A 4,368-nucleotide genomic window follows, 5' to 3' on the forward strand; every position below is an offset into this window, starting at 1 on the left:
TGGGGAGCAGCAGTTACTGCGACTCTTGCAAGCCATTGCCGAAGGCACGCGCGGCTTGCCGGTGGTGTTCCCGGTCCATCCCAGGACGGCCAAGAACCTGCGCGACCTCGACAGCAAGACCCCGCAACTCAACTACGTCGATCCGCTGGGCTATCTGGAATTTAACTACCTGGTGAAGCATGCCAAGGGCGTGATTACCGACTCGGGCGGCATCACCGAAGAGACGACCGTGCTCAGCATCCCGTGCCTGACCCTGCGCGACAACACCGAACGCCCGGAGACCATCACCATCGGCACCAACGAACTCATCGGCACCGACCCAAGCAAGCTGCCGCCTGCCCTAGCGCGCTTGATGGCAGGGCAGTGGAAAAAAGGCGCGATCCCATCGAAATGGGACGGCAAGGCGGCAGCGCGGATCGTGGAGCATCTAGAGCAAGTGCTGGTCGCGAATTGAGGCGGCGGCAAGTGGGGTCTCGAGTCCATAACCTTGCTTGGCACCCGGCCACGGCGGCGGCGTCCACATCGGTCGCAAGGCAAGTGGGGTCTCGAGTCCATAACCTTGCTTGGCACAGAGGGGTATCATAGAGTAACACCATCCAGTGATAGTAATAATGAGAAGGAGCGATGACAAAGCCGATCGCGCGAAGAAAAGGCCAGGCGACCACTCCGAAGGACGTTCGGGATCGACTTGCTCTCCAGCCAGAGAATCGCTCGGGATTGGTGATCGATGAGAAACGTCGCAGGCAGGTCGTGTCGGTACGTATCGACGCGTCAGAGTTGGCGGGGATGCTCAAGGCCCCATTCCGGCCATTGAACGTTGGGAGCATGAACAGGGCCATCCGCAAACAAGAGGTTGGCCGGCGATGATTGCAATCGACATGTACGTCCTGTTCAGACGTGTGGATAGGACGATGTCGGTCAATCTTGCACGGCTATTCGAGTGGTCGAAGCACACTGCATGGAAGAAACCCAAAAAGAATTTGATCAAAAGGAGGACGCCATTGTGAGAACAGCCGATGCCACAGCGGAAGTGTTCATGACAGCATTTGAGTCCTTACCGAAGTCCGAGCGTGAAGCGATCATGCAGCGACTCTTCGCCAACCCGGCATTGACGGAAGATCTGATCGACGTGGCAACATGGTATGACCGGCGCGCAGAGCGGGCCATTCCGTATCAACGTGTTCGCCAACGACTCAAGAAGGCCGACCGTCTGTGACGTATCGACTTGTCATCAAGCCTTCGGCAAGCCGGGAGCTTGAGCGGCTGGAGGATCAGTGGCTTCGTCGGGCAGATGAAGCAATCCGAAAGTTAGCCGATAACCCATGGCCACATGGCGCAAAGAAACTCAGTGGCGTGCCGTTATACCGCATACGGGCAGGGACCTTTCGGATCGTGTACGAGGTGAATGACGCACAGCATCTGGTGACCGTCGTGACGATCGGTCACCGCCGAGAAGTCTACCGAAAATAATCGAGGCCTCGGGGCAGAATAGACCTCAAAGCAAAGGGGGTGTAACGAATACCCTCCGCGACAACACCGAACGCCCGGAGACCATCACCATCGGGACAAACGAACTCATCGGCACCGATCCGGGCAAACTGCCTCCCGCGCTGGCGCGATTGATGGCAGGGCAGTGGAAGAACGGCGTGATCCCTCCGAAGTGGGATGGCAAGGCGGCAGAAAGGGTCGGCCTATCTCCTGAACAGTTGCGGGGAGCGGTATGGACATCGAGACGATACAAGCGAAGGTGAGCGCCGGCGAGTATTTGTACAGTCGTCATGCGGATAACGAGCGCAAAATCGATCACTTGACCTTCAGGCAAGTCAAAGAAGCGATGCTGTCCGGTACAATGCTTGAGCAATACCCTGACACTGGCCGTGGCGAGACATGTCTGGTCGTGGGGGTATCCGGGAACACGCCGATACACGTGGTGTGCGGGTGGCATGGAGAGAAAATTGTGTTGGTGACCGTATATATTCCGAATCCACCGAAATTTACCGATCCCTGGACACGAGCGAGGTGACACGATGCACAAGGTACAATGCAATTATTGCGCAGGCGAGGCATTTGAGTCGCGGCAGGCGCCGTATTTATACGAGCACGACGGGAAGTATTTGCTCGTGCCCAATATGCCAGTGGACGTGTGCGTGCAATGTGGGATGGAATACTATGACGGCAAGACGCTCGAAGAGACCGAGCGCCATTGCGAGGCGATCCACCGGCACGAAGAGAGACCGGACAGCATGCTCGAAGTGCCTGTCAAGAAAACTGCGACCATGGCATAGATGACCCTGTGGGACAAGCCGGCGGCCCATGCCGGCGAGACAAGGCCCCCCACTGAAAAAAAGAGGCCATCGGTACGTCCTCAGCGGGGCACATGATGAGGGCCACGGTGGGATGACACGCCCTTGATTATGGTGATGCAAAGTCAAGCAATGACCCCAATGCCCCATGACCCCAATGCCCTTGCTCATCATTGGCTCCGTAGAATAGAGAAGGGTTCGGAGATTCTACCAAGAAGCAACCGAGTCTCAGTCACCTGAGAATTGACCGGGCCACCACGAAGAAGGCCCACGCTGCGCTTTCAAATAAGAAGCAGGTGACCATCACAGCGCATCTCGACTCGGATATCCCGCCCCCTTTTCCCTCTCCGCTTGCTGGCCGTACTTCCCTTCAACAAGATCTCGACATGTGGAAAGGCAGTGCGTAGAATGACTCGCGGACGGAGGTGCAGACGCGAGTGAAGGAGGTCATCCATGCTGGCCATCGAGATAAACGATGAACAGATTCTTCGATGCTTGGATCAACTCTCCCCGGAAGGAATAAATGGCGCTGCGACAGCTTCTGATGGGGCTGGAGCGTCTTGACCGACTCGTCGACAAGAATCGCGAACAACTCGAAGCCGTGTGCAGGGCCCGGGGGTGGATTTCGGAATGATGACGGAGGAAAATCGCGAACGATGCGTGGGGCGTGCGCCATGTTGAGCGTCTGAAGTGAGCGGTGAGCATGACTGAGCGGAGTCGGTCTGCTGGAGCGGGCCGGAAAAAAGACTCTCGACCATGTATCTTCTTTTTTAGTCCTGTGGATGCTGGTGTGAAGGAGGGCATGATGCAAACGCAGCTTATCGAATCGAACCCGTCGATCATGATGGGCAAACCGGTTATTGCCGGAACACGCATCACGGTTGAACTGATACTTGAAAAGCTCGCTGCCGGTGAGTCTCCGGAACAGATTATCGCCGCACACTCGCGTTTGACCCGGGAAGCCGTTTCGGCAGCCTTGGACTTTGCGGCAAAAGCGCTGCGAGCGGACGTCATTTACCCGACTCCCGATCAGGCTGCATGAGACTCGTCGCCGATGAAGGCGTCGATCGAGCAATCGTCGAGCGTCTGCGACAGGACGGGCACAGCGTCACGTATGTCGCCGAGATCACCCCCGGAATCAGCGATGACAATGTGTTGAAAGCAGCGACCGAGCAAGGCTCACCATTGATCACAACGGACAAAGATTTCGGTGAATTGATATTTCGCCAACGCCGCCTTGATGCCGGAGTGATTCTGGTGCGACTGGCCGGCATGACTCAAGAAGCAAAGGCCGAAGCGGTCGCGGCGGCCGTGAAGTTACATGGTGATCAGATGCGCAATGCCTTCAGCGTCATTTCTGCGGGAATGGTCAGAATCCGTCCGCAGGATGCGAAACCGGCATGAGCGGCATGTTCTTTATTCAAGAATGAGGGATCTCCGTTTACGACGTTAATGACCAGCGAACAAACCGTGCGTTCGGAGACGCCAATCTGCGTCCCCCATGTCCTTGTTCCGAGCGTCAATCAGGCGCGCACGCTGGACGCGCTCATCAATGCCATTCCTGAGCCTGACACGCTGGTGATGCCGTCCACTCCGACCCTCGAACATCACTTTGAGGATATTCTTGAGGCCGTGGAAGAGATTCATAATCTGTCAGCCACCTTGAGAGTGATTCCTCCGGCGGACGACACAAACCGCGATGAATACGAGGGGCGACTCTATGCCGCTCTAACGCACCTGGATCACCACGTAAAGCCTGCCATCAAAGAATGGGATCGAATCGTAGAGCGCATGCCGGAGGAGTACGTGATCCTTCTCCCTGGAGGCTGCCCCGCTCCTTCCTCTGACTCCTTGCCCCCCTCAACCTGAGCCTGAGCCGCAACCTTCACCTCCATTCCGTTTTGTACAGCCTAGCAAGCATCCATACAGCTCCCCATCAGCCGACAGTGCTAACTCATTGACCATGCAGAGGCTCATGACAGCGCCGGATGGTCTGAGTCTTGCTCAACCAACCGGGATTGCCGGAAAGAGCCTGGGGGAGAGATCTCCGTACACGCTGACAATT

General features: G+C 56.8%; 9 protein-coding genes. All 9 read left to right on the forward strand.

Features of this window, described 5'->3' with window-relative positions; genetic code table 11:
• On the forward strand, window positions 1–454 hold a 454-nt coding region (locus tag Q8N04_09645; GenBank protein MDP3090930.1), incomplete at its 5' end, for a UDP-N-acetylglucosamine 2-epimerase.
• A 170-nt stretch (window positions 455–624) separates the two neighbouring features.
• The gene (locus tag Q8N04_09650; GenBank protein ID MDP3090931.1) at window positions 625–867 is read left to right on the forward strand and encodes a hypothetical protein; all 243 of its coding nucleotides are present in this window, start codon (window positions 625–627) and stop codon (window positions 865–867) included.
• 91 nt (window positions 868–958) lie between these two features.
• Window positions 959–1,216 carry a hypothetical protein gene (locus Q8N04_09655; protein MDP3090932.1) on the forward strand — a complete coding sequence of 86 codons (258 nt, stop codon included), beginning with the start codon at window positions 959–961 and terminating at the stop codon, window positions 1,214–1,216.
• Complete coding sequence (locus Q8N04_09660; GenBank protein ID MDP3090933.1) at window positions 1,213–1,470, forward strand: type II toxin-antitoxin system RelE/ParE family toxin; 258 nt, start codon at window positions 1,213–1,215, stop codon at window positions 1,468–1,470. The genes Q8N04_09655 and Q8N04_09660 overlap by 4 nt, the downstream gene beginning before the upstream one ends.
• A 250-nt stretch (window positions 1,471–1,720) precedes the next feature.
• Window positions 1,721–2,023 carry a DUF4258 domain-containing protein gene (locus tag Q8N04_09665; GenBank protein MDP3090934.1) on the forward strand — a complete coding sequence of 101 codons (303 nt, stop codon included), beginning with the start codon at window positions 1,721–1,723 and terminating at the stop codon, window positions 2,021–2,023.
• A 4-nt stretch (window positions 2,024–2,027) separates the two neighbouring features.
• The gene (locus Q8N04_09670) at window positions 2,028–2,285 is read left to right on the forward strand and encodes a YgiT-type zinc finger protein (GenBank protein ID MDP3090935.1); all 258 of its coding nucleotides are present in this window, start codon (window positions 2,028–2,030) and stop codon (window positions 2,283–2,285) included.
• A gap of 820 nt (window positions 2,286–3,105) precedes the next feature.
• Complete coding sequence (locus tag Q8N04_09675) at window positions 3,106–3,345, forward strand: DUF433 domain-containing protein (GenBank protein ID MDP3090936.1); 240 nt, start codon at window positions 3,106–3,108, stop codon at window positions 3,343–3,345.
• Entirely contained in the window at window positions 3,342–3,707 is a 366-nt protein-coding gene (locus Q8N04_09680) for a DUF5615 family PIN-like protein (protein MDP3090937.1), read from the forward strand. The genes Q8N04_09675 and Q8N04_09680 overlap by 4 nt, the downstream gene beginning before the upstream one ends.
• A 48-nt stretch (window positions 3,708–3,755) precedes the next feature.
• Window positions 3,756–4,172, forward strand: a complete 417-nt coding sequence (locus Q8N04_09685; protein ID MDP3090938.1) for a hypothetical protein — start codon at window positions 3,756–3,758, stop codon at window positions 4,170–4,172.
• The last annotated feature ends 196 nt before the right edge of the window (window positions 4,173–4,368 follow it).

The sequence above is a fragment of the Nitrospira sp. genome (assembly GCA_030692565.1).
GTDB lineage: Bacteria > Nitrospirota > Nitrospiria > Nitrospirales > Nitrospiraceae > Nitrospira_D.